Below are 20860 nucleotides of genomic sequence, written 5' to 3' on the forward strand. Positions count from 1 at the left end.
TTAAAACGTTAAGGCGGTTTGCCACTCACGGATCCACGCTTTACGCATCTCAGACACCTCTTGTGCGCTAAAGGTAAGCGCCTTTGGTGGCACAGCCAGCGTTTCAAAACCTTTCGGTAGCGCCACAGACGTCACAGGATACATCCAGTTTCCGGTTGGCATCACCGACTGAAATTGATCACTTAAAATAAAGTGCATGAACTCATCGGCCAATTTGCCGTTATCACTGTGTTTTACTTTCGCAGCCACTTCCACTTGCATGTAGTGTCCTTCGGCAAAATCGGCAGCCGCGTACTTAGCGTCATTTTCCGCAATCAAATGATAGGCTGGAGAGGTAGTGTAAGAGAGCACCAGATCGGACTCACCTTTTAAAAACATCGCATAGGCTTCTGACCAACCTTTGGTGACTGTCACCGTCTTATTGGCGAGCTGTTGCCATGCTAAATTGGCTTTCTCACCATAGACAGATTTCATCCACAGCAGTAAGCCTTGACCGGGTGTTGAAGTGCGCGGATCTTGATAAATCACTTTAAGATCATCGCGCTTTTCTACCAACTCTTTTAAGCTTTTCGGTGGGTTTGCTAATTTCTCTTTATTGTAAACAAAGGCAAAATAGCCGTAATCATAAGGAACAAACGTTTCATCACTCCAACCACCAGGTAGCGTGACTTGGCTCGTCTCGACATTATGATCTGCCAATAAGCCAGTCTGTTTGGCCTCGGCCATTAAGTTGTTATCTAAACCGAGTACGATGTCTGCTTTACTGTTATTACCTTCAAGACGCAAACGGTTTAGGATCGATACCCCATCATCGAGTGCCACAAACTGAAGATCGCAAGCGCATTGTGCTTCGAATGCTTTTTCAATCGCCGGTCCCGGGCCCCATTCTGATGCGAACGAGTCATAGGTATAAACGGTAAGGATATTGTCAGCGGCATGCGCTGAAAAAGAGGTGATGGTGGCAAGTGCAATGGTATTAAGAGTGGTGTTCAACTGGTCGCTCTCCTTGGTTGAGCGGCACAGGCTTGAGGAGGATGAGAATATTCCATTATTCCTATTCTGAGATCCTAACCCAATTCCTACGCCAGCATTATCTGGTTCAGGTTTACGGGTCCCAAGCTCACGCTTGATCTCAGCAGCATTCATTGAGATGAATGATTTGCTCCCCGTTGAGTGAGGTGGATTGTAATTGGAATTAACGCAATAAGCTATACCGTTGGGCGTGAGTCATATCCCCAACGCGGCACAAGCCCTTGTTCAACGCCTAAATGGTCCAAAATACGCGCCACCATAAAATCGACCAAGTCTTCAATTGACTGCGGCTGATGATAAAAACCGGGGGCAGCGGGCATAATGGTGACGCCCATTTGCGACAACTTGAGCATGTTTTCTAAATGTAAGGTGGAAAACGGAGTTTCGCGCACCACTAACACCAATTGGCCACGCTCTTTCATCACTACATCGGCAGCACGTTCGATCAAATTATCGGACATGCCATGGGCAATCGCCGCAACGCTGCCTGCCGAACATGGGCACACCACCATCTGTTTTGGCGCGGCAGAGCCCGAAGCCACTGGTGAAAACCACTCTTCTTTGCCGCACACGACAAGCTGTGAGGCATCGCAGTGTAAATGTTCCACCAACGCTGCTTTGGCTGCCTCAGTCCCACTGGGCAACTTCAAACCGTGCTCGGTTGCAAGCACAACGCGCGCGGCCGAAGAGATCAAAAGATACACTCGGTAATCTGCAGCCAATAAACACTCCAACAGACGAAGTCCGTAAGGAGCACCTGAAGCGCCAGTAAAGGCTAAAGTGATGGCTTTCTGTTTTGTTGTCATAACTCTCTATTTCGTTTGTGTCGCTGGCATTACATGGCTTGATTTAATGCAAGTAGGAGCTTGTTATGAATACCTTCAAAGCCACCATTGCTCATCACCAAAATGTGATCGCCCGGCTGGGCTTCCTGCGCAATTTGCACGACGAAAGCATCAATATCATCATTCACTTGCGCTGGTTGTGAGCATTGGTCAGCCACATCCTGCACCGACCAAGCAAGATTGTTCGGCTGATAGAGATAAACTGAATCGGCTTGCTGTAATGACGCCGCTAAAGTTTGCTTATGTACGCCCAACTTCATCGTAGCCGAACGAGGCTCTAAAACCGCGATAATTTTCTGATCGCCTACCTTGTTACGTAAACCACCCAAAGTAAGTTCAATGGCCGTTGGATGATGAGCAAAATCGTCATACAACGTAATACCGTTCACTTCGCCTTTGAGCTCTAAACGACGTTTGGTATTGATAAATTTACCCAAAGCTTGACAGGCTAAATCCGGAGTGACCCCCACGTGACGCGCCGCGCCAATCGCCATTAAGGCGTTATCGACATTATGATCGCCAACCAAATCCCAAGTCACGCGCCCCACGCGTTCATTGTCAAAGAACACATCAAATTGCGAACCATCACGCGTGATTTTTTCAGCTTTCCACTGCACTTGCTCGCCGGTAAACTCGGTTTCGCTCCAGCAGCCACGTGCGAGAACATCCGCTAATGCGCGCTCTTTTTGCGGAGCAAAAATACGACCATTGCCCGGAACAGTACGCACTAGATGATGAAATTGGCGCTTAATCGCTTCAAGATCGTCAAAAATGTCCGCATGATCAAACTCTAAGTTGTTCAACACTAAAGTGCGTGGGTGATAATGGACAAACTTAGAACGCTTATCGAAAAAAGCGCTGTCATATTCATCGGCTTCAACCACAAAAAACATGCTTTCGCCCAAACGCGCAGAAATACCAAAGTTGCCAAGTACGCCTCCCACCAAAAAGCCTGGTTGGTAACCACAATCTTCCAAGATCCACGCCAACATGCTCGACGTGGTGGTTTTACCGTGTGTACCAGCCACCGCAAGAACCCAGCGGTCATGCAACAGGAACTCTTGCAACCATTGCGGGCCAGAGGTGTAACGCAAGTTGTGGTTCAGCACATATTCAACACACGGATTGCCGCGACTCATGGCGTTGCCAATCACCACCAAATCAGGCTTGGGCTCTAATTGAGCAGGGTCAAAGCCTTCGATAATCTCGATCCCTTGAGACTCCAATAACGTACTCATCGGTGGGTAAACGTTGGCGTCGCTGCCGGTAACTTTATGACCTAATTGTCGCGCTAAAACGGCAACACCGCCCATAAACGTACCGCAAATCCCAAGAATGTGAATATGCATAAATCCTAGCCTCGCACATGGCGTTGTGAGTGATTGCCTCCATTATCACCATCCATTTAAGAAAAGCGAGCATGTTTGCAACTTCTAAAAAGTCGACAAACAAATTGAGATCTCAATCTGTTACTTCATTACCATTAAAAAGATCTAAGCCCTAGAATCGCAGTGTTACCCAAACGTTATCAAATGGGTCACTCGTTTCGGCCGACATCCCAACAAGAGGATGCGTTGTGAAACAATCACTCCCCCCTATATAGCTATGTTAAGGAAATAACATGTCTGAGATTCGCACTCTTGGCGAGTTTATTGTTGAGAAACAACATGACTTCCCCCACGCAAGCGGTGATCTTTCATCTCTGTTGTCCTCTATTCGTCTTGCGGCAAAAATTGTTAATAGAGAAATCAACAAAGCAGGCCTTGCTGATATTACCGGTGCAGTTGGTACGGATAATATTCAAGGCGAAGAACAACAAAAACTCGATGTGTACGCCAACGAAAAATTTAAAGCGGCGCTTGAAGCGCGCGATCAAGTGTGTGGTGTCGCCAGTGAAGAAGAAGATGAAGCGGTTGCATTTAGCAAAGAGCTCAACAAAAACGCAAAATACGTGGTGTTGATGGACCCGCTGGACGGCTCATCCAACATCGATGTCAATGTCTCTGTCGGCACGATTTTTTCTATTTATCGCCGCGTATCGCCAGTCGGCACGCCACCAACACAAGAAGACTTCTTACAACCCGGTAATAAACAGGTTGCGGCTGGTTATGTTATTTACGGCTCTTCAACCATGTTGGTGTATACCACCGGCAACGGCGTAAATGGCTTTACTTATGATCCGTCACTCGGCACCTTCTATCTTTCACACCCCAATATGATGACCTTCGATGATGGTAAAATTTACTCCATCAATGAAGGTAACTACATCCGCTTCCCAACCGGCGTCAAAAAATACATTAAATACTGCCAAGAGAATGTGCCTGAAGATAATCGCCCTTACACCTCACGTTACATTGGTTCGCTAGTGGCGGATTTTCACCGTAACCTGCTCAAAGGTGGGATCTATCTATACCCAAGCACGCAAAGCCATCCAAACGGCAAGCTGCGTCTATTGTATGAATGCAATCCAATGGCGTTTTTGATTGAACAAGCAGGCGGTATTGCTTCTGACGGTGTCAATCGCGTGTTGGATATTAAGCCGACAGAACTGCATCAACGTGTGCCATTCTTCTGCGGTTCAAAAAATATGGTCCATAAATTGGAAGAGTTCTTGGAACTCAATCGCGATTAAATCAGCTCAATGAGCGCCTAACTCTAGGCGCTTTTTTTATCGATAAATATGAGGCAAGACTCTCTTTTTACGGTTTACACCGTTTCCTATTTACCGCTAAAGTTGCAACACAAGCGTTTACGTTCTGTTAATCAACCCAAAACAATTCAAGTCCAGCGACGAAAAAGGAAATACTAAATGAGCTTAAACAACGTTCCGGCAGGAAAATCACTGCCTGATGATATTTACGTGGTGATTGAAATTCCAGCCAACGCCGACCCAATCAAATACGAAGTCGACAAAGAATCTGGCGCGGTATTTGTGGACCGTTTCATGTCTTCACCTATGTTCTACCCATGCAACTACGGTTATGTGAATCACACCTTATCGCTCGATGGCGATCCTGTCGATGTGTTGGTGCCCACGCCTTATCCGCTCATGCCAGGCTCGGTGATTCGTTGCCGCCCAGTTGGCGTATTGAAGATGACCGATGAGTCTGGTGAAGATGCCAAAGTGGTGGCGGTTCCTCACTCCAAGCTCACCAAAGAGTACGACCACATTCAAGACGTAAATGACCTGCCAGCACTACTGAAAGCGCAAATTACACAGTTCTTTGAACGCTATAAAGAGCTTGAAGCGGGCAAATGGGTCAAAGTCGATGGATGGGAAGATGCCGCTGCCGCGCGAGCTGAAATCCTGACTTCATTTGAACGCGCCCAAAAATAGCCACCATAATTAAACAGTCACGATAGTTATATACCCAAACAACTTGGAGTTGCAGGTAGGCGGCAAGTGAGTGAGTCCCCATGAGCATAGGCAAACTATGTGATTGGGGTGAACGAACGTAGCCAACACCGCTGCAGCTTCAAGTAGGAAGGGGATAAGTGTCGTTATAAATAAAAAGCCACATCCTGCTAATATGCGGTGTGGCTTTTTTATTTCCATTTTCAACGCCGTTCGTTACACCCGTTGGCACCAGTCTCCAGAATTAATCACAGCAGTAAGACGGCTGTGATCTTGATAGAGATAAATCCACGCACGGCCAAATGGGGTTTCGATCGTTTCACGGCGATATTCGATGGGAATATCTTCTAAAAGATCGAGTTTTGCTAGTGTCTGCTCATCCACTCGATATACCTCACCGACTATCGATTGCTGTCCCTGAGCCAAGCCAGGATATGGACCTAGATCATACAGCGCATAGTCAGCCGGCGTGTAGAACGATCCTAACATTTCGCTTGTCTCAAGCAGATGCGCATTACTTTCACCACGGCGTAATGTGCCGTAGACAAAAACCAGATGTTGCATATGACTGTCCCTAGTTAAATTCAAACTGATACAAAAGATCCACCGCGCTATCTAAGCCGGATACCGCTTCAACGTACAAATCCCTCATCAAGCGGTAACGCACGGTAAATTCGCCCACCGAGCTGAAAATACCAACACCATATTTCACTTGTAGCCCCGGTAAAATATAGCCGCTTACCGTCACTTGTGAATCATCACCGGAACCAGCCGTATCCAATTGCAGATCTTGCACGCCGAAGGCTTGACCAATTTCGCCCACCACCTTACCGCTTTGTGCCAAGCTCAAACCAATCAGTGCAGTGGTCATCGCATTGCCACCCGCCTCGCCATCAATATTCTGACCACGAAGTAGGTAAGAAAGTGCATTGGCTTGTGGCATTGCGGGTTCTGAAAAAATGGAGACTGCGGGTTCATCGGCAGAGCCGGTCACTTTTACCCCTGCAATCACGCCATCTTGTGTGTTATCCGGGTTGCGCACCGCTTTAATCGAAACATAAGGTTGATCAACCGGTCCATTCATTAAAATTTTGCCTTCTTGGATCAGCAAATCTTGTCCAAAGGATCGATACGAACCATTTTGGATATTTACTTCTCCAGTAATAAAAGGGCCTTTATCCTTTTGCGCCACATTGAGGCGGCCAATTAAGCCGCCTTGCAAACCAAAGGCACTGAGCCGGAAATCATCACCAATCGAGATGTTTACATTCGTTTCAACGTTAAATGGCATGGCGCTTTGCTCGCTCACAGGCTGTAAAGCAGCGTCCAATATCACTTGATCTTTGGAGACACCAATCGCGCTCGGAGGCAACTCTTCTACCACGATACGTCCCCAAGGCAGGTTAATATTCCCTGTCACAGTGGCCAGTTGAGGTTCTAGTGTGATGCTCATGTCTGGGATAACTTTAATCTTGACGATAGGCGGCAGATCCACCAATAGCTCATCGGCCAACACGCGCAGGTTGGCACGCCACTGCTCCATTTTCTGCCAGTCGGCATCCCCCTTGATACTCAACTCGCCATCCGCAGTTTGAATCGCTGCATTGAGCAAGGCTTGGTAACCATTAAAGTCCATCGCCACTCGGCCCGAGGTAACATCCAGCGGCGAAATATCGCCTTTGACGACAATGTCATCCACCACCACGCTGCCCATCACTTTCGGGTGCAACATCGGCCCACTGAAGGCAAGTTGACTGCTAATCTTCGATTTCGCTTGGCTATAATCCCCAAGCAGCGGCTGTAAAAAATCAATATTAAAGGTGGAAAGCGTTAATGCGCCATCCATCATTTTTTCTTTTGCCATTAGATCCGCAATGGTTATTTTCCCCGACAGATCGCCATTATCGGTCACATCCACTAGCCAACGAGCAAACAGCTTGTTCTGTTCAAGCGTACTTTCAATAGTGACGCTATCCCAACCTAAAGTAATGGCTTGGTCGATGTGCTGCGTGACTGCACCTTGGCTTAAGCTGAGTGACACTTTCGCTTGAGGCGCAGTATTGGGCGCCCATTGAGCTGTGAGACTGACATCGGCTTGGCCTTTAAGTTGAGTCTCTTGCGGTAAAAACATTGCGATTTGCTGAAAATCAAAATGGTTGAGAGAGAGCTCGGCCGCGCCACTTTGCCCCACAGTCGCGTCTTTATCTAAGCAGAGCGATGCTCCCTCTTGCTGCCAACAATGTGCGGCAATCGTAGCTTGTTGTTTCTCGATATTAACCGCAACAGGTGTCGCTTGGTTTAATAGCCACGGCCCTTGTTCTGTGGACAGTTGCACTCGTTCCAGCGCACCTTGCCACTGCATCGTCGGCTTATCTTCAAAAGATCCGCTGATCGCCAAGCTGGTTGAAATCAGATTTGAAATGACGTCTAAGCTCAGTTGATGCTGCGCCTGCGTGCCTGAAAAACGCAAGTCCACACTATCAACTAACTGCTGCTGGTAGCTCAACTGGCTCGCCTGCAATTTCACTTCGGCTTGTGGCACAGGAAGTGGCGTAACATCACCAGTTAAAGTCACCTGCTTTAAGGTCGCTTGTTGCTGCCAAGCAAGATCATTTGCATTGAGGCGCAGCTTGATTTGTGGCTGCTGTAAATCACCACGCAGATAAATATCGCCAATCACTTTGCCGTGCAAATCAGGAACACTTTTCACCAGATCCGCAAAATCAACCGATAAGCCCATACGCCACTCTTTATCCAGCTCACCTTTGGCCGTAATCTGGTTGGGTCCATGGGCTAACGTTAAGCCGCTGGTCGACACAGTAAAAGCGCCTTTCCCTGTCATATCTGATGCGTTTAATTGACCTTCAATATTCAGTGGGTAGCCACGCAACACACCCTCAATATCCAAAATAGGCAGCGCAACGTTCCAACCGCCCTGCTCGGTCAGCTCACCCGTAGTTTCGAGCTTACCGCTGATCACGCCTTCGGCTTGCGGCCACTGTAATCCCGGCTGAATCTGTTCTAAATTCAGCGCCGCTTGCCAGTGAATTGGGGCTTGCCAGTTGGCCATCACTTGGCCAGCAATTTGCCCCCCTAAGGTATCGATGAGCAAAGAATCTAAGTTGATTTGCTGTAAAGTACCTTTACCAGCAACATCCAGCGTCACATCGGGCAGATCTTTACCTTGCAGTTGGCCATTGAGCGCCACGCTATATCCGTCGAGTGAACCTTGAGTTTTTAAACTCGGTACGCGAACAAAATAGTCTCCTTGCCCAATCAATGGCCACTGTGCTTGAACATCATCTAACGAAATATCAAACGGGATCTCAGGTTGCAGTAGCGCCAATTGCGCATTTAAGTTTGCTTGCGCAAGCCCGCCCAGTTTCGCGTTGAGCGTTAAATCACCCAAGCTACCCGAAGCCTCTAGTGCCAGTGTTTGCCCCTGAGCTTCGGCCATTTTGAGCGTGCTTTTTAAAGAGAGATTGAGCGGATAGTCTCCCTTCAACTGCGCATCAGCTTTTAGGTTGGCAATCAATTGTGGCAGCTCAAGCTCAAGTGATTTTAATGAAACACTGCTCTGATAAGCATTGGCGACCAAACCAAGATGCTTGACAACCAAAGGCTCAGCTTGCTCAAGAGTAAACTGATTGATATCAAAACGCTCCACTTCCAATTGCAGCGGAATGATCACTTCTGGCAAGGTGATGGGCGTTTTCACCGCAGGTGCCGCCGTCGATAATACGGTTGTGGATGGAGTGGATTTGGATTGTGCGCTTGAGGCTGAATCTGCCTCGTCATTGGTCGCAAGCTTCAGTTGAATATCGCTCCAACTGGTTTTGCCAATCCGTAAGCGATTACCTTGAAATGAGGCATGAGTAGAAAATTGCTTCCATGCCAGCGTATTACCCAAAATATCCAGCTGAATATCATTGAGCTCCACACGGCCAACCTTAATTGGCACCGGTGTAGAGATTGACGTAATGGGATCAGAGGCAGACGAAGGCTCACCTTGCGTCGAAGGGGGAAGCTCTGGCAGTGCCAGCCTTAATCCACTGAGCGCAAGTTCATTTAAGCAAATTGAAGGCTCCAATAAGCAGCTAGCACTTATGGCTAATGTCACGCGCTGCACATCGAGATCGAGCTTTAATGCTTCATCGGAAAAGGTGACTTGGTTGAGCGTGAAACGTGGAAAAATTGCACCTTGAGCGCTGGCAACCTGCAGTTGTGGCAGCGCTTTTTGTGCTCCCCACAACAGACCGTTAAGCCCTGTATTGGTAAACAACAAGGCTGCGAGTGCAATAAATACCGCGCCCAACAAGGTGAATAAAATCGCCGATGCCCATTTGGTTATCTTCAACATCACTTTGGTCATAGTTCAGGCCCCAAGGTGAAATGCAGCTGAAATTCATCGCCGGGATTGGCGTCAAGCCCCCATGCAAAATCTAAGCGGATCGGTCCAACCGGAGAAGCCCAGCGAATCCCGGCTCCCACACCAGTTTTCCAATCCGGCGAGTCATTAAAGGCATCGCCGTAATCGACAAACAGTGCACCCCACCAATTTCCAACCAAACGATATTGATACTCCAACGAACTGGTGGCGATGTATTTGGCCCCAGTCAGTGCGCCACTGGCATCTTTAGGTGAGATAGATTGATAGCTATACCCTCGTAAATTGTTATCGCCACCAGCAAAGAAGCGCAGAGAAGGCGAGAGTTTGTCAAACTCTTCACTGAAGTTTGCGCCGCCGTCTAAACGCAATAAACCACGGTGGTTTTGCCCAGCGCTGCGTATCCAAGCCGTGCCCGCCAACAACCGCACCACACGCGTTTCAGAGACGAAATTTGGATCGCCATACTCAAGTGTGATGCTCTGTTTATCGCCCCACATCGGCATTGAACCACCACGAACACGCGTACGAGAATAGGTCGCTCCCGGTAATACAAACTGGCCGACATCGCTTTGCAAACCTTGTTCGTAGTTTTCTATCAAATAACGAACGAATAGGGTTCGATGCCAACCACCATCACGCAGCCAGTGGCGTTCAAACGATAAGTTAGACTCCAAACTCTTCGTATCACGGTTATCGACATTCTTCATTCCATACTGAATTCGATAATATTCACGCCGCACATCTTCTAGCGGTATTTTGTAGCCAGCGGTAATGGTCTGCTCTGGGGCAGAAAGGGAGAAGCTGCTATCAAAACTGTGGCCGAGGCTGTTAACCCAAGGTTTCTTCCACTTGAATGAACCACGCACTCCCACATCCGTTGAGTAACCTAAACCGGTTTCAAGCTGATTTCGAGCTTGTGGTGCAAGGGAAACCTTCATTGGCAGTTCGCGACCGTTCTCCAGTTGGCTAAGATCGGGTTCGACAAAAACAGAGGAAAACCAATCGGTATTGGATAAGTTTTGGTTATATTCCCCTACCTTGGAAACAAGGTAAGGATCATTGGTTTTATAGGGCTGAAGTGAGCGAACTCGCTGATCTTCAATTTGGCTGCCAGTAATGAGCGAGGGACCAAAATGGTAACGAATACCACTGTTAAAATGAAGGCGTACGAAAGCTTCATTCAACTCTGGCGCAACTTCCAAACGGCTTAATTCAAAATTCCCGTTAAAATAACCTTTTTGCAACGCTAAGTTACGGATACCCGATTTCAAAGCATCGTACTGGCCATGGTTAACCGCCGCGCCCACTTTAAGGGCATTGCGGTTAATGAGATTGGCAAAATCAGCATCAGATTCAGCTTCCCCGCTGATCACCACATCCATCTCTTTAATGGTTGTTAGCGGTCCAGGATTGATATTGACCATCAGCTCTTGCTCATCGCTCACCACCACAAACTCAAATTGAGGATGGTAGTAACCCAGCGCGACAAGCGCTTCCGTCATGCTTTTCTCTAAACGAGATTGAAAACGAAGATGCGTTGAATAGTCGCTCTCTGGAATCGACGATAAATAGGCTTCAACGTTGTTTTCTAATTCACCCTCTAAACCATTAATGGTTAACGCCACCTTGGCATACGCCGAAGTGGAAATAAGTAGCATCGTGAATAGAACTGGTAATGATTTTCGTCTCATGCTTAATTAAAGGAACAGTTGAGTAAACAGATCGTTAATGGATGGAAATCATACCGCCAATAGCAAGCTCCGTCTGTATGAAATCAGTCAATTATTCGGGCTGAATGTGAAACAGTGGCTCAACAACAATAAATAAAGCCAAAAATCGGTACACAAAAGGAAAGCTCATGCTCAATAAACAAACAATGGTCAGCGCACAAACAGCACTGAAAGGACGAGAAACCCCTATGTCAGTGGAGGAAATTCATTACGTTAACCACAGCAACATCACTGAGCAGCCTAATGAGCATCAGCAACAAATAGTGATTGGTATGGGCTGTTTTTGGGGCGCTGAACGCTTATTTTGGCAACTCGATGGTGTGGTGTCGACTTCAGTAGGCTATGCTGGCGGCTTTACCCCAAACCCAACTTACGAAGAAGTATGCAGTGGTGAAACTGGCCATACTGAAGTGGTACGCGTAATCTTTGATCCACAGCGCTTGCCATTAGAAAATCTATTAAGTCATTTTTGGGAAAAGCACGATCCGACCCAAGGCATGCGTCAAGGTAACGATAAAGGCACTCAGTATCGCTCCGCCATCTATACCTATTCAGAGCAGCAACAGCAAATAGCACAAGCCTCAAAGCAGCGATACCAGCAGGCGTTGTCAGCCAGTCAACGAGCCTTAATTACCACCGAAATTGCACCCGCTGGTCCTTACTACTACGCCGAAAGCTATCATCAACAATATTTAGCTAAAAATCCGAATGGTTATTGTGGGTTAGGAGGAACAGGCATCTGCTTCCCACCCCAGCTCAGCGAATAAAGCGTGTAGAATTGAGGCTTTGTTAGCATTTTGTTAACCGCTTAATGGCCTCTTTTCGTGGTTTTATTGATTCTATGCTATACCTTTGTTGCTCAACTAAAAGGGACCCCTACAATGAAAAGTAAACGAGTGATCGCCATTCTAATGGCCTGCTGTCCAGCGCTTGCCATGGCACACAACATTACCCAAGGTCAGCAAGTTGCTGATGTTTCAGTGGAAAAATATGGTGAAATCATCCTACAAGATGATAAAACGGCCTTTCAAACTTGGGATACCAGCCAACTGCTAGGCAAAGTGCGCGTCATTCAAGCCATTGCTGGTCGTAGCAGTGCTAAAGCGTTAAATGCACCATTGATGGCCGCCATTACGGCCGCACAATTTCCCGCAGAAAGTTATCAAACCACCTCGATCATCAACCAAGATGATGCGATTTGGGGCACAGGATCGTTTGTCAAATCTTCCGCTCAAGACAGCAAGAAAGAGTTTCCGTGGTCTTCCATGGTGCTAGATGAAGCGGGAAATGTAGCCAAAGCGTGGGATTTAAAAGAGGAATCATCAGCGATCATCGTTCAAGATAAGCAAGGTAAGGTACTGTTTGTTAAGGAAGGTGCATTGAGTGATGAGGAAATTCAAACGGTTTTAGGCTTGATCAAACAGAATTTATAATAACCTTAGGTGGCCGATAACACGGCTGCCTTTGCTAAACATATCGTGGTGAAAGGTGCTTTTATAAAAATAAGAGTACGCTTTATTCTCACAATATTGTTATATTATAACAATTATCATTTTACTACTGTATTGGTTTGATGTTTACCCGTCTACGTTGCCCCCATTACCGAGCTCAAAGCATTGCATTATGTGCCATGCTGCTGATGCTATGGTTGAATGTCGCTTATGTAGATCATCACCTCGATACTAATCCTGCGCATCACGCGCAGCATCATTGCCAACTTTTTTCTGGCTTTCAAAATGGTCTAAGCAGTGCGCTGCCTATCCTTCCTGCCGTTAGTGGCTGCGAAATTCGATCATCAGTAGAGAAAACTCAGCGTCGCCCCTCAGTTCATTACGCTTATCTTGCTCGCTCACCTCCTCACTTTTAGACGTCTTATCTAGTTATTTATGATTTGTTACCCAAAGCCAAAGCGCTAAGGGCTATTTTGATGTTTAAAAGGAATCACCCAATGTTTATCCAACGTAAACTCGCTCTCTCTATCGGCCTAATTTTAAGCATGCCAGCACTGGCAAATGAAGAGTTTCGCCAACATGAGGCTCATGTACATGGCCACGTCGAGTTCAATATTGCTCAAGATGGGCAAGATTTACTGATTGAAATCACCGCCCCCGGCGCTGATGTAGTCGGCTTTGAACATGCACCACAAAATGATGAACAACAACAGCGCTTAAATAAAGTCCTTGAGCAGTTCAGCCACGCCGATGGCATTTTCCAACTGCCCGCTCCGGCCAAGTGTCATTTAGAAGAAAGTCGTATCGCGCATACGTTAAATGGTGAGCACCACGACCACGACCACGACCACGACCACGACCACGACCACGACCACGACCACGACCATCATGAAAAACATGATGATAAACATCAAGATAAAGATGCTCAACACGCACACCATGACCATAAAAAAGATGTGCATGATGAAGGCGAGCATAGTGGTCACGGTGAATTCACGATTCAGTACCAATATCACTGCGATAACATGCCGCAATTGCAGTACCTCGACACGCAATGGTTTAACTTGTTCCCAAATACCCAAACAATCTCTGCCAATGTACTGACAGACAAAGCACAATCTGCCTCTGAGTTGAAAACAAACAGCACTCGCATTACGTTTTAAGGCGTATAAGCAACAACCTAGAGTAAGCACACACTTACTCTAGGTTCATTGTCGTTAAAGGAATTCACAATGAGTGATTTGCATATTCTATCGCTGACGTCTGTCATTGAATTGAAAGAGGTCGAATTTCGTTGGCCGAATAGCTCACAACCAGCCTTATCTATCCAGGATCTTTGTGTAAAACGTGGAGAGCACCTTTTTATTAAAGGGCCAAGTGGTTGTGGCAAATCGACCTTACTGAGCTTACTGACTGGGATCAACCAAGCACAACGAGGGGAGGTCTCTATTTTAGGCACCAACCTGTCGACGTTAACTTCCCGTCAACGGGATCGTTTTCGAGCCGATCACATTGGCTACATTTTCCAACAATTTAATTTATTGCCTTATCTCTCAGTGATTGAAAACGTTACGCTACCTTGCCATTTTTCCAGCACTCGCAAGCAGAATGTTGCAGGCGATCTGATTGAGAAAGCAAAACAGTTACTCACTCGCTTACATCTTGCACCTGAACTACTGACTAAACCGGTTATCGAACTGAGTATTGGCCAGCAGCAGCGTGTCGCGGCGGCGAGAGCACTGATTGGAGAACCCAAGCTGATCATCGCCGATGAGCCAACCTCTGCGCTGGATCACGACAATCGACTCGCGTTTATCGAACTGTTATTGGAAGAGGCGAATCGGGCAGGTTCAACGCTGGTGTTTGTGAGCCACGATCCCACCTTAGAAGCTTTATTTGACCGCGCAGTTTACCTCCCTCAATTGAATCAGGCAGGAGTGACAGCATGAATGTAATTACCAATCTGGCGTGGAAAAGCGTACTTAACCGCAAAACCACAGCACTACTCTCCATTCTGACGGTTGCCATTTCAGTCATTCTGTTAATGGGGGTTGAACGCATTCGAACTCAAGCCAAAGAGAGCTTCGCCAACACCATTTCAGGGACGGATCTAATCGTCGGCGGCCGCTCTGGACAAGTCAACTTGCTGCTCTATTCGGTATTTAGAATTGGCAATGCCACCAATAATATCGACTGGAAAAGCTACCAAGCCTTCAGTGAGCATCGCAGCGTCAAGTGGGCGATCCCCATTTCATTGGGTGATTCACACCAAGGGTTTCGCGTTATGGGCACTAATCACCATTATTTCGAGCATTTCAAATATGGAAGTAAGCAACCACTCACCTTCTCTCAAGGCACTGAGTTTCATGGTTTATTTGAAACGGTATTGGGTTCAGATGTCGCCGAAACCTTAGGTTACCATATTGGCAGTGACATCATTATTGCGCATGGGATCAGCGATGTGGGTTTTAGCCGCCACGACAACCTCCCCTTTAAAGTGGTGGGCATTTTAGCGCCAACGGGAACGCCCGTAGACAAAACGGTGCATGTCTCATTAGAAGCGATTGAAGCCATTCACGTGGGTTGGGAATCGGGTGCGCATTTAGGCAATTCACCATCCAAAGAGCAACTTGAACAACACAACTTTCAACCCAAGCAGATCACCGCCATGTTGATCGGTTTAAAATCGAGAATTCAAACCTTTGCACTGCAACGTGAAATCAATAACTATCGCCAAGAACCCTTGAGCGCCATTATGCCCGGCGTCGCTCTGCAAGAACTGTGGGGTATGATGTCAATAGCAGAACAAGCTTTAATGGCGGTGTCGGTCTTTGTGGTGGCGGCAGGGTTACTTGGTATGCTCAGCAGCTTACTGACAAGCTTGCAGGAAAGACGCCGTGAAATGGCGATTCTGCGCGCCATGGGTGCACAACCTAAACATATTTTTGCTCTGCTTATCAGCGAAGCGACGACGCTGACCTTTATTGGCATCTGCGTTGGATTAGCGGGGTTATATTCACTGCTCGCACTGGCGCAACCTTTTATTGCGCAGCATTATGGAATTCAAATCACACTCAGCACCTTAAGCGGCTATGAGTGGCAATTATTAGCTTATGTACAGCTGGCTGGCATTATTATTGGTGTTATCCCGGCTCTACGCGCCTATAGACAATCACTTAGCGATGGAATGACCATTCGAATTTAGGACTTAACGATGAAAAAACTACTGCTTATCAGCACGCTGCTGCTATCAGGCTTGTTACCGATGTACGCACAGAGTAATGAACAAGTACTGACGCTCGATTGGATCGATCTGATCCCCGAGAACGAACGTAACCAATTCAACGCCGATGGTATGCCTGCATTGAACCATGATGGCGAAATGACGGCTGCACAATCAAAAATCGGCGGAGTTAGAAAAGAGCTCAATGGCAGCGTGGTCAAAATACCCGGCTTTGTGATCCCACTGGAAGGCGACGCCAATAACGTTACTGAGTTTCTACTAGTGCCCTACTTTGGCGCATGCATTCACGTGCCGCCACCGCCACCAAACCAAATTATTTATGTGAAATATCCGCAAGGTGCTCCAATCCAGCAGCTCTGGGATGTAATTTATCTGATTGGGACACTGAAAACCGAAAGTGTTAGCCACGATCTGGCCGAAACAGCGTATGTGATCGAAGGCACTGCGATCGAAGAATACGACGACATGTAGTTAACAAAATAGCAACCTATTGATTCATCTAAACTAAACGATATATTTAGATAAATACGCTAGCAAAGCGACATATATCAACAATAGTAAAGTAATCGATAGGTGCTTTTTCAGTCTATTTTCTTTCCAACACTTCATAAGCGCCCCACAAATTCCTATAACAATTTTAACAAGTTATTATCATTAGGGATAGCGCAAATTTATGATCTAGAACGAATGTTTTTCCTAGATGGAAAATGCGTTACACGTTACATTTTAATCCATGAATGAAATGGGTGATTGAAGCGGACATAAAATGGCAGATACCAACAACCCTGTAGTGATTGAACATCAAGCCAACTCAGGTCAAAGCCACGAAAAAAAATCGAGCTACATCAAAGACAGTGGTAGTCGCATTTTGAATATTGCTCAATATCACGGCTTAGATGCGCTGCTACAAACGGATCCGCCAGAAAAAACCTCGCTTGATCGCGCCTTATTTAGAGAACAGCAACGTAAAGAGCAGCGACAAAAAAACCTAGAGCAGATCGTCAAACTGGCGCATATCTCTTGTAAAAATGAGACCGCGGGAGAGCCTGATCAAGATTGGTTACACCGTTTTTTCGATATGGCGCAAGACATCCACAACTCTTCGATGCAGCGACTTTGGGCGCAAGTACTCAAACGCGAGGTGACCAACCCCGGTTCAACCTCAATGAAAGCACTGCAAGTATTACAAGACATGACACCAAAAGAAGCGCAGATACTCCAAAAAGCCTCAGCGTTAGCCTGCTGTTTTGGTAGCGATAACAGCCGCAAGCTGTTGGTCGGCATTCGTGCTACTAACGGTATTTTTAGTTTAGGAAAGCGCATCAGCACATTTGTCATCAATATGGGTAGTTTCCAATTACCCTATTCGAGCCTGTTGGTACTGATCGAGCTTGGCTTACTGCATGCCACTGAACTGGAATCTGGAGAAATTGAACTTGAACCGGCACTGCTGTTGACCTATCAAGGCAAGAATCTGTCACTGCAATCGATGAGTAAAGGGGTAAGGCTGCTCTATTACCGTTTCAGTCCCACTGGCAATGAGCTGTGTAAGCTACTGGGTAATAAACCGAATATGCAGTACTACGATCAGATGTTGGCGGTGCTTAGCCAGAAATTCACTGTCCACACCGAAGTTGCCAGCAGCTCTTTTCATCACGCCGTCTAGCCTCAAAAAATAAAGGGCTCAAGCTGATGAGCCCTCTTCTACATTAGGCGATAATCGCTCGCACTTGCAGCGCTGTTAGGCAAATTTCCACCAGCTCATCAATGCTTTTTTCGCCAGCCGCAAGATCGATCTCAGGGCTTTGCGGCGACTCATACTCAGAGTCAATGCCCGTAAAATTACTGATTTCACCAGCGCGCGCTTTTTTATACAGCCCCTTCGGGTCACGCTGCTCGCACACGTCCAACTTGGTATTGACAAACACTTCGATGAATTCACCTTGTGGCAGCATATCGCGCACTAATTGACGCTCAGCGCGATGCGGTGAAATGAATGCTGATAACACGATTAACCCAGCATCGGCCATCAGCTTCGCGAGTTCACCAATACGGCGAATATTTTCTCGCCGATCTTGCTCTGAGAACCCAAGGTCGCTGCACAAGCCGTGGCGTACATTATCCCCATCGAGTAAATAGGTGTGATACCCGAGTTGAGCTAAACGCTGTTCCAACGCACCAGCAATGGTTGATTTTCCCGCCCCTGACAACCCCGTAAACCACAATACTGCTGGCTGTTGTTGTTTTAAATTGGCGCGGAACGACTTATCCACCGTATGCTGATGCCAGACAACATTTTCATCTTTATTGGCCAAATTCGTACTCATTACTCAATCCTTTTTTGTCTCAAACTAGCCAATAGAGGGACGCTGTAAGCGGCAATCCCTCCCACCGAATCACCACAGTTAAGCCTTGAGTAACTGACGAAGATCTTTGGCTTCCCAGTGTGGAAAGTGCTTGCGGATCAAGGCATTCAATTCCACTTCAAATGCAGAGTGGGTGCTTTGAGCATGAGCGATGTTTTGCAAACTATCTCGAACTAAGCCCGCCCCCACCGTCACATTCGTCAGGCGATCGATGATGATAAATCCACCAGTATTGGCACTGTCTAAGTATTTATCCAGCGCGATCGACTCTGTTAGCGACCATTCACACAAGCCAATGCCATTGAGCGGCAACTCTTCACTGTGATAAGTCGATAAATTATTAATATCGTACTGGTGACGTACTGCTTGCAACTGGCCGACGGTTTTCTTACCTGCAATTTTGATGTTGTATTCACGCCCGGCTTTGAGTGGTTGTTCTGTCATCCAGACCACATCGGCTAATAGATGGTTAGTTGATTCAACCTGCGCTCCTTGCAGCACAATAAGATCACCACGGCTGATGTCAATTTCATCGCTGAGCGTTAACGTCACCGCTTGGCCTGCTTGCGCTTGCGGCAAATCTCCATCGAAAGTAACAATACGTGCCACGGTGGATGTTTTTCCAGACGGAAGTGCAGTGATTGCATCTCCAACGCTGATACTGCCTGCTGCAATCGTGCCTGCAAAACCGCGAAAATCGAGATTCGGTCGGTTCACATACTGCACAGGAAAACGAAACTCACTGGCTCCTTTTTGCTGATCAACGTCCACCGTTTCAAGCAGCTCCAGCAGTGATGGGCCTTGATACCAACGCATATGTTGGCTTGCTTCGACCACGTTGTCCCCTTCCAGAGCAGAAAGCGGGATGATCTGAATATCAGTATCACCTTGCAGATGCTTTGAAAATTCCACGTAGTCTTGACGGATCTGCTCAAAACGATCTTGTGAGTAATCGACCAGATCCATCTTATTCACCGCCACCACAAAATGCTTCAAACCTAACAGATTGGCAATGAATGAGTGGCGACGCGTTTGATCCAAAATGCCTTTACGGGCATCGATCAAAATCACCGCGAGATCGCAAGTGGATGCGCCCGTCGCCATATTGCGCGTGTACTGCTCATGCCCCGGAGTATCGGCAATGATGAATTTGCGCTTTTGAGTAGAGAAATAGCGATACGCCACGTCAATGGTGATCCCTTGCTCACGTTCCGCTTGCAGGCCATCAACTAACAGAGCTAAATCGGGGCGCTCGCCCGTCGTGCCAACACGCTGGCTATCGGAATGGACGGCGGCCAGTTGATCTTCATAAATCTGTTTTGTGTCATGAAGCAAACGACCAATCAAGGTACTTTTTCCATCATCAACTGAGCCACAAGTCAGAAATCTCAGTAACGATTTGTGCTGGTGTTGCGTGAGATAAGCTTCAATACCGATCTCAGAAAGCTGAGCCTGAACTGCACTATTCATAATCTTTCCTTAGAGGCTTAGAAATAACCTTGGCGTTTTTTCAATTCCATCGATCCTGATTGATCGTGGTCGATCGCGCGGCCTTGTCGTTCACTGGAAGTGGCCACCAGCATCTCTTCAATGATGCCCGTTAGCGTATTGGCCTCTGATTCAATTGCGCCAGTAAGTGGATAACAACCTAACGTGCGAAAACGCACACTCTTGTGCTGAACTTCTTCTCCAGGTTGCAGCTTCATCCGCTCATCATCAACCATGATCAGCATCCCATCGCGTTCGACAACTGGGCGAATGTCCGATAAATACAGCGGTACGATCTCGATGTTTTCCAAATAGATGTATTGCCAAATATCCAATTCAGTCCAGTTCGACAATGGGAAAACACGAATGCTCTCACCTTTATTGATTTGGCCGTTGTAGGTTTTCCATAGCTCCGGACGCTGGTTCTTCGGATCCCACGTGTGGTTCTTGTCACGAAAAGAATAAACACGCTCTTTCGCGCGTGATTTCTCTTCATCACGACGCGCACCACCAAAAGCAGCATCAAAACCATATTGGTTCAACGCTTGTTTTAAACCTTGGGTTTTCATGATGTCAGTATGCTTTGAAGATCCATGCTCAAAAGGGCTGATCCCCATCGCGATCCCTTCTGGGTTTTTATGTACCAAAAGCTCAAAACCATACTTGTGCGCCATACGATCACGAAATTCGATCATTTCACGAAATTTCCAATCGGTGTCCACATGCAGCAGTGGGAAGGGAATTTTCCCCGGATAAAAAGCCTTGCGCGCTAAATGCAGCATCACCGAAGAGTCTTTACCAATCGAATACATCATTACTGGGTTATCAAATTCAGCGGCCACTTCACGTAAAATATGAATACTTTCGGCTTCGAGCTGTTGTAAATGGGTTAAGCGTTGTTGATCCATCTGCATGCTTCCTTTTCGCTCGCATTGCGAGCCTTGTGCAATGAGAAATTG

19 protein-coding genes and 1 riboswitch are annotated in these 20860 nt (G+C 47.0%); of the genes, 10 read left to right on the top strand and 9 right to left on the bottom strand.

Annotation, left to right across the window (positions count from 1 at the left end):
- From thiB to mpl, 3 genes are all read right to left on the bottom strand, one after another.
- Entirely contained in the window at positions 1-993 is a 993-nt protein-coding gene (gene thiB / locus AACV12_RS14305; protein ID WP_170900592.1) for a thiamine ABC transporter substrate binding subunit, read from the bottom strand.
- Between the two features lie 66 nt (positions 994-1059).
- Positions 1060-1179, bottom strand: a riboswitch (TPP riboswitch).
- A 29-nt stretch (positions 1180-1208) separates the two neighbouring features.
- On the bottom strand, positions 1209-1838 hold the full coding sequence (locus tag AACV12_RS14310) for a flavin prenyltransferase UbiX (RefSeq protein WP_017047027.1): 630 nt from the start codon (positions 1836-1838) through the stop codon (positions 1209-1211).
- A gap of 29 nt (positions 1839-1867) precedes the next feature.
- Positions 1868-3226, bottom strand: coding sequence for a UDP-N-acetylmuramate:L-alanyl-gamma-D-glutamyl-meso-diaminopimelate ligase (gene mpl, locus AACV12_RS14315; protein WP_170900593.1), 1359 nt, complete (start codon positions 3224-3226; stop codon positions 1868-1870).
- Positions 3227-3498: 272 nt separating this feature from the next.
- Here mpl and fbp point away from each other — a divergent pair, with 272 nt between their 5' ends.
- A complete protein-coding gene (fbp, locus tag AACV12_RS14320) occupies positions 3499-4509 on the top strand; it encodes a class 1 fructose-bisphosphatase (RefSeq protein WP_013855958.1) in 1011 nt (336 codons plus the stop codon).
- 177 nt (positions 4510-4686) lie between these two features.
- Positions 4687-5214, top strand: coding sequence for an inorganic diphosphatase (gene ppa / locus AACV12_RS14325; RefSeq protein WP_010318803.1), 528 nt, complete (start codon positions 4687-4689; stop codon positions 5212-5214).
- 234 nt (positions 5215-5448) lie between these two features.
- On the opposite strand, the gene AACV12_RS14330 is transcribed toward ppa, so the two are convergent.
- From AACV12_RS14330 to tamA, 3 genes are read right to left on the bottom strand one after another with little or no spacing between them, the layout of a single operon-like run.
- The gene (locus tag AACV12_RS14330) at positions 5449-5796 is read right to left on the bottom strand and encodes a gamma-glutamylcyclotransferase family protein (RefSeq protein WP_170899297.1); all 348 of its coding nucleotides are present in this window, start codon (positions 5794-5796) and stop codon (positions 5449-5451) included.
- Positions 5797-5806: 10 nt separating this feature from the next.
- Complete coding sequence (gene tamB / locus AACV12_RS14335) at positions 5807-9604, bottom strand: autotransporter assembly complex protein TamB (RefSeq protein ID WP_170900594.1); 3798 nt, start codon at positions 9602-9604, stop codon at positions 5807-5809.
- Positions 9601-11313 carry an autotransporter assembly complex protein TamA gene (gene tamA, locus AACV12_RS14340; RefSeq protein WP_013855954.1) on the bottom strand — a complete coding sequence of 571 codons (1713 nt, stop codon included), beginning with the start codon at positions 11311-11313 and terminating at the stop codon, positions 9601-9603. Before tamA ends, tamB begins: the two co-directional genes overlap by 4 nt.
- Before the next feature lie 167 nt (positions 11314-11480).
- Here tamA and msrA point away from each other — a divergent pair, with 167 nt between their 5' ends.
- The 8 genes from msrA to AACV12_RS14380 all read left to right on the top strand — a co-directional run bounded on the left by msrA (position 11481) and on the right by AACV12_RS14380 (position 17713).
- Positions 11481-12119, top strand: coding sequence for a peptide-methionine (S)-S-oxide reductase MsrA (gene msrA, locus AACV12_RS14345; protein ID WP_094147502.1), 639 nt, complete (start codon positions 11481-11483; stop codon positions 12117-12119).
- A 114-nt stretch (positions 12120-12233) separates the two neighbouring features.
- Positions 12234-12785, top strand: coding sequence for a YtfJ family protein (locus AACV12_RS14350; RefSeq protein WP_026027808.1), 552 nt, complete (start codon positions 12234-12236; stop codon positions 12783-12785).
- Positions 12786-12925: 140 nt separating this feature from the next.
- Positions 12926-13219 (top strand): DUF2607 family protein, encoded by a 294-nt coding sequence (locus AACV12_RS14355; protein WP_081989810.1) that lies wholly within the window; start codon positions 12926-12928, stop codon positions 13217-13219.
- Positions 13220-13300: 81 nt separating this feature from the next.
- Entirely contained in the window at positions 13301-13966 is a 666-nt protein-coding gene (gene zrgA / locus AACV12_RS14360; protein ID WP_170900595.1) for a zinc uptake protein ZrgA, read from the top strand.
- A 69-nt stretch (positions 13967-14035) separates the two neighbouring features.
- Complete coding sequence (locus AACV12_RS14365) at positions 14036-14752, top strand: ABC transporter ATP-binding protein (protein WP_013855948.1); 717 nt, start codon at positions 14036-14038, stop codon at positions 14750-14752.
- Positions 14749-16008: an ABC transporter permease gene (locus AACV12_RS14370; protein ID WP_017046979.1), complete on the top strand. Its 1260-nt coding sequence runs from the start codon at positions 14749-14751 to the stop codon at positions 16006-16008. The genes AACV12_RS14365 and AACV12_RS14370 overlap by 4 nt, the downstream gene beginning before the upstream one ends.
- Before the next feature lie 9 nt (positions 16009-16017).
- A complete protein-coding gene (locus AACV12_RS14375; protein ID WP_013855946.1) occupies positions 16018-16518 on the top strand; it encodes a DUF3299 domain-containing protein in 501 nt (166 codons plus the stop codon).
- Between the two features lie 295 nt (positions 16519-16813).
- A complete protein-coding gene (locus AACV12_RS14380; RefSeq protein WP_013855945.1) occupies positions 16814-17713 on the top strand; it encodes a TIGR03899 family protein in 900 nt (299 codons plus the stop codon).
- 43 nt (positions 17714-17756) lie between these two features.
- Here the strand turns inward: AACV12_RS14380 and cysC are convergent, their stop codons facing one another.
- From cysC to cysD, 3 genes are all read right to left on the bottom strand, one after another.
- Positions 17757-18374 carry an adenylyl-sulfate kinase gene (gene cysC, locus AACV12_RS14385; protein WP_013855944.1) on the bottom strand — a complete coding sequence of 206 codons (618 nt, stop codon included), beginning with the start codon at positions 18372-18374 and terminating at the stop codon, positions 17757-17759.
- 78 nt (positions 18375-18452) lie between these two features.
- Positions 18453-19883, bottom strand: a complete 1431-nt coding sequence (gene cysN / locus AACV12_RS14390; protein WP_170900596.1) for a sulfate adenylyltransferase subunit CysN — start codon at positions 19881-19883, stop codon at positions 18453-18455.
- Positions 19884-19900: 17 nt separating this feature from the next.
- A complete protein-coding gene (gene cysD, locus AACV12_RS14395) occupies positions 19901-20809 on the bottom strand; it encodes a sulfate adenylyltransferase subunit CysD (RefSeq protein WP_026029179.1) in 909 nt (302 codons plus the stop codon).
- Positions 20810-20860 lie beyond the last annotated feature (51 nt).

It is taken from the genome of Vibrio sp. 2-2(8) (genome assembly GCF_963888495.1).
In the GTDB taxonomy this organism is placed as follows: domain Bacteria; phylum Pseudomonadota; class Gammaproteobacteria; order Enterobacterales; family Vibrionaceae; genus Vibrio; species Vibrio anguillarum.

Excerpts from the sequence above, each read along its gene's own strand:
- cysC (WP_013855944.1), bottom strand. The coding sequence starts at position 18,374 with ATGAGTACGAATTTGGCCAATAAAGATGAAAATGTTGTCTGGCATCAG.
- cysD (WP_026029179.1), bottom strand. The coding sequence starts at position 20,809 with ATGGATCAACAACGCTTAACCCATTTACAACAGCTCGAAGCCGAAAGT.
- fbp (WP_013855958.1), top strand. The coding sequence starts at position 3,499 with ATGTCTGAGATTCGCACTCTTGGCGAGTTTATTGTTGAGAAACAACAT.
- tamA (WP_013855954.1), bottom strand. The coding sequence starts at position 11,313 with ATGAGACGAAAATCATTACCAGTTCTATTCACGATGCTACTTATTTCC.
- msrA (WP_094147502.1), top strand. The coding sequence starts at position 11,481 with ATGCTCAATAAACAAACAATGGTCAGCGCACAAACAGCACTGAAAGGA.
- tamB (WP_170900594.1), bottom strand. The coding sequence starts at position 9,604 with ATGACCAAAGTGATGTTGAAGATAACCAAATGGGCATCGGCGATTTTA.
- AACV12_RS14380 (WP_013855945.1), top strand. The coding sequence starts at position 16,814 with ATGGCAGATACCAACAACCCTGTAGTGATTGAACATCAAGCCAACTCA.
- AACV12_RS14310 (WP_017047027.1), bottom strand. The coding sequence starts at position 1,838 with ATGACAACAAAACAGAAAGCCATCACTTTAGCCTTTACTGGCGCTTCA.
- cysN (WP_170900596.1), bottom strand. The coding sequence starts at position 19,883 with ATGAATAGTGCAGTTCAGGCTCAGCTTTCTGAGATCGGTATTGAAGCT.
- ppa (WP_010318803.1), top strand. The coding sequence starts at position 4,687 with ATGAGCTTAAACAACGTTCCGGCAGGAAAATCACTGCCTGATGATATT.
- AACV12_RS14330 (WP_170899297.1), bottom strand. The coding sequence starts at position 5,796 with ATGCAACATCTGGTTTTTGTCTACGGCACATTACGCCGTGGTGAAAGT.
- AACV12_RS14365 (WP_013855948.1), top strand. The coding sequence starts at position 14,036 with ATGAGTGATTTGCATATTCTATCGCTGACGTCTGTCATTGAATTGAAA.
- AACV12_RS14355 (WP_081989810.1), top strand. The coding sequence starts at position 12,926 with ATGTTTACCCGTCTACGTTGCCCCCATTACCGAGCTCAAAGCATTGCA.
- AACV12_RS14370 (WP_017046979.1), top strand. The coding sequence starts at position 14,749 with ATGAATGTAATTACCAATCTGGCGTGGAAAAGCGTACTTAACCGCAAA.
- mpl (WP_170900593.1), bottom strand. The coding sequence starts at position 3,226 with ATGCATATTCACATTCTTGGGATTTGCGGTACGTTTATGGGCGGTGTT.
- AACV12_RS14375 (WP_013855946.1), top strand. The coding sequence starts at position 16,018 with ATGAAAAAACTACTGCTTATCAGCACGCTGCTGCTATCAGGCTTGTTA.
- AACV12_RS14350 (WP_026027808.1), top strand. The coding sequence starts at position 12,234 with ATGAAAAGTAAACGAGTGATCGCCATTCTAATGGCCTGCTGTCCAGCG.
- zrgA (WP_170900595.1), top strand. The coding sequence starts at position 13,301 with ATGTTTATCCAACGTAAACTCGCTCTCTCTATCGGCCTAATTTTAAGC.